Here is a 3,588-nt window from a genome sequence, read left to right as displayed (position 1 = left end):
CATCGACCGGACAACCTACAAGGCCACCATCAGCATCAACATGCTCACAACCGACCCTTGACGCAGCCCAGACCGCCCCTAACTGAACGGCGTTGCCTCTAGTCCTTGACCAGCTGGCGGCTCAGGTGCGAGGGCTTGCCGAGGACGGCGGCGAAGGTGATGCCGATGCCGACCAGTGCCCAGGCCAGCAGCACCAGCAGCGGCTGGGTCAGGTTGGTGGCGTCGAAGTAGGCGATCGAGCGGGTCGCGTCGGTGCCGGCGCCGTTCGGGAACCAGGCACCGATCGCCCGCCAGAAGGCCGGCATCATCGGCGGCGGGAAGACGCCGCCCGCACTCGGGTTGCCCAGCACCACGAAGACCAGCACCGCGATGCCGATGCCGATGATGTCGAACAGGCACTGCAGCGCCATGGTGAACGCGCCGACCGCGAAGACCACCAGCGCGCCGACGGCGGACAACGCCCAGAACGAACCGGGCAGCGCGTCCAGGGCGGTCTGCACGATGATCGCGCCGCCGATGCCGGCCGCGACCGAGTACAGCGCCAGGGTGCCGAGGCGGATCACCGCACGGTTGGCGTTGGCCGGCTTGGCACCGGCGCTGACGCCCAGGATCGAGGCGACCAGGTAGCCGCCGACACACCAGCCGATCACCAGGTAGAAGGAGGACAGGCCGTTGGCGTCGCCCTTGGCGAGCGGCACGACGTCCTGGACCACGACCGTGCGGCCCTGGCTCTTCTCCAGGCCGGTGACGATGGTCTCGGCGGCCCGGGCGGCGGACGGCCCGCGCGCGTTGGCGACCATCAGCACGTCCTCGGTGGAGGCCGGGTTCACCACCAGCGCGGCGTAGATCTTCTGGTCCTTGAGCTGCTGGGTGGCGCTCTCGGCGTCGGGCGCGGTGGAGGCCTTCACGGCGTTGTCCGGGACCGACTCCAGGCCCTGGACCAGCTGCGGGGCGATCTGCGGCGGCGCGACCACCGCGATCGAGAGCTCGTGCGGCTTCGGCTGGTGCAGCGCGCCCACGTAGGAGGTGACGAAGCCCAGCTGGAGGAGCAGCACGCCGATCACCAGCAGCGCCGCGCGCGGGGTGACCGCGCCCTTCAGTTCGGCGACGAAGCCCTTCCTGGGCGTCGGCCCGGCCGTGCGCTCCGGTGCCTCGGTGGGCCCTGGTTCCTGCTGCCCTGGGGCGGTCATGCACATCTCCTTGCGTATCGGGGGAAACCGGGTACTTAATAGCATGAACTAGTTTCGCCGAGGTTTCTCCCGCGCCGAGGGGGTCACGGGTGTGCTGCGGGATACTGGCGCGGTGAGTACGCCGAACGAGGAGTGCGCCGGGGACCGGCCGGACGAGGACCCCCTGCTGGCGGTCGAGCGCGAGGTGGGGGTGCTGTTCCGGCGCGGCCGGGCCCGGATGTCCGAGCTGTCCCGGCGGGTCCACCCGCAGCTGGAGGGCATGGCGTACAGCCTGCTGAGCTACGTCGAGCAGGCCGGACCGGTCCGGGTGACCGACGTCGGACTGCACTTCGCGGTCGGCAAGGCGACGATCAGCCGGCAGATCCGGGCGCTGGAGGAGCTGGGCCTGCTGGCCCGGGAGGCGGACCCGCAGGACCGCCGCTCCGCGCGGGTCTCGCTCACCGAGGACGGCCGGCGGCGGTTCCTGGCCGCCCGGGCGGCGCGGATGGGCCGGGTGCGGGAGCTGATGGGCAGCTGGCCGGAGGAGGACGTGGTGCGCTTCGCCGAGTTGCTGCACCGCTTCAACGACGTGGTGGGCGAGACGGCGGTGCCGGCCGGCTGAGCGGCGCGGGCGAGGGGCCCGGACCGGGACCGGTCCGGGCTTTACTTGTTCTTGACGAATGTTGCCCAGGTCAACCATCGGCCTTATGGTTGCCACAGGCAACTATTCCGAAGGACCTCGATGACCGTCACCGCCACGCCTGCCGCGACCGGAGCCGCCGACACGACCGACCAACCGATGACGCACCGGCAGGTGATGGAGGCACTCTCCGGCCTGCTGCTCGGCCTCTTCGTCGCCGTGCTCTCGTCGACCGTCGTCTCCAACGCGCTGCCGCGCATCCTCACCGACCTGCACGGCGGCCAGTCCGCCTACACCTGGGTGATCACCGCCACCCTGCTCACCCTCACCGCCTCCACCCCGATCTGGGGCAAGCTCTCCGACCTCGCCAGCAAGAAGCTGCTGCTGCAGATCGCGCTGGTGATCTACATCGCCTCCTCCGCGCTGGCCGGCCTCGCCCAGAACACCGGCGAGCTGATCGCCTGCCGCGCCCTCCAGGGCATCGGCGCCGGCGGTGTCACCGCCCTCGCCCAGATCTGCCTGGCCGCGATGGTCCCGCCGCGCGAGCGCGGCCGGTACAGCGGCTACTTCGGCGCCGTCTTCGCGCTGGCCACCATCGGCGGCCCGCTGATCGGCGGCGTCATCGTCGACACCTCCTGGCTCGGCTGGCGCTGGTGCTTCTACGTCGGCATCCCGTTCGCGGTGGTCGCGATCCTGGTGCTGCAGCGCACCCTGAAGCTGCCCGTGGTCAAGCGCCGGGTGAAGATCGACTACCTCGGCGCGCTGGTGATCACCGCCGCGGTCAGCCTGCTGATGATCTGGATCACCCTGGCCGGCAAGAACTACGCCTGGCTCTCCTGGCAGACCGCCGTCATGGTCGGCGGCGGACTGCTGCTCGGCGCGCTGGCCGTGGTCGTCGAGCGCCGCGCCGCCGAGCCGATCATCCCGCCGCACCTGTTCCAGCACCGGACGGTCACCCTCGCCGCGCTGGCCAGCGTCCTGGTCGGCATCGGGATGTACGGCGCGACCACCTTCCTCAGCCAGTACTTCCAGCTCGCCCGGGAGAAGTCCCCGACCGTGGCCGGTCTGATGACCCTGCCGATGATCCTCGGCCTGGCCGTCTCCTCCACCGTCGCCGGCAAGCTGATCACCAAGTACGGGAAGTGGAAGGCCTACCTGGTCAGCGGCACGCTGCTGCTGGCCGTCGGCTTCGGCCTGCTCGGCACCGCCCGGGCCGACACCGCCTACGGCCTGCTCTCCGTCTACATGGCGATCACCGGCGTGGGCCTCGGCCTCACCATGCAGAACCTCGTCCTCGCCGTCCAGAACACCGTGCCGCGCGCGGAGCTGGGCGCGGCCAGCTCGGTGGTCACCTTCTTCCGCACCATGGGCGGCGCGATGGGCGTCTCGGCGCTCGGCGCGCTGATGAACAACCGGGTCGGCCACTATCTCAGCGAGAACCTCGCCCACGCGGGCGTCCCGGCGGGCGGGGGCGGCTCGCTCGGCGGCGGCATCCCGGACCTCCACAAGCTGCCCGCGCAGCTGGTGCCGCTGGTCACCGACGCCTTCGGGCACGGGGTCGGCGTGATCTTCCTGGTCGCGGCGCCGTTCGCGCTGCTGGCCTTCGTCACGGTGCTGTTCATCCGGGAGACGGTGCTGCGCACCGGCCAGGACTGACACCGCCCGCGGCAGCGGCGGGGGGGGCGGGGGGGGGGCGGCCCCCCCCCCCCCCCCCCGGGGGGGCCCCCGCGCCCGCCCGCCCCCCCCCCCCCCCCCCCCCCCCCCCCCCCCCCCGCGCGC

Annotated in this window: 3 protein-coding genes; 2 read left to right on the top strand and 1 reads right to left on the bottom strand. The window is 71.9% G+C overall.

What is annotated here, in order from left to right:
• Positions 1 to 98: 98 nt before the first annotated feature.
• Entirely contained in the window at positions 99 to 1,190 is a 1,092-nt protein-coding gene (locus tag ACFXAM_RS38225; RefSeq protein ID WP_380298498.1) for an ABC transporter permease, read from the bottom strand.
• Between the two features lie 112 nt (positions 1,191 to 1,302).
• On the opposite strand from ACFXAM_RS38225, the gene ACFXAM_RS38220 reads away from it, so the two are divergent.
• Both ACFXAM_RS38220 and ACFXAM_RS38215 read left to right on the top strand, forming a co-directional pair.
• Positions 1,303 to 1,791 carry a MarR family winged helix-turn-helix transcriptional regulator gene (locus ACFXAM_RS38220; RefSeq protein ID WP_380298496.1) on the top strand — a complete coding sequence of 163 codons (489 nt, stop codon included), beginning with the start codon at positions 1,303 to 1,305 and terminating at the stop codon, positions 1,789 to 1,791.
• Positions 1,792 to 1,911: 120 nt separating this feature from the next.
• Positions 1,912 to 3,465, top strand: a complete 1,554-nt coding sequence (locus tag ACFXAM_RS38215) for an MDR family MFS transporter (RefSeq protein ID WP_380298495.1) — start codon at positions 1,912 to 1,914, stop codon at positions 3,463 to 3,465.
• Positions 3,466 to 3,588 lie beyond the last annotated feature (123 nt).

Origin of the sequence: Kitasatospora sp. NPDC059462, from assembly GCF_042749955.1 — a bacterium.
GTDB lineage: Bacteria > Actinomycetota > Actinomycetes > Streptomycetales > Streptomycetaceae > Kitasatospora.
The sequence above is the reverse complement of the archived record's forward strand: the minus strand, read 5'-3'. Positions and strand labels throughout refer to the sequence as shown.

What these genes read in the sequence shown, in the direction of transcription:
- ACFXAM_RS38225 (WP_380298498.1), bottom strand. Translation starts at nt 1,190, where the DNA reads ATGACCGCCCCAGGGCAGCAGGAACCAGGGCCCACCGAGGCACCGGAG.
- ACFXAM_RS38215 (WP_380298495.1), top strand. Translation starts at nt 1,912, where the DNA reads ATGACCGTCACCGCCACGCCTGCCGCGACCGGAGCCGCCGACACGACC.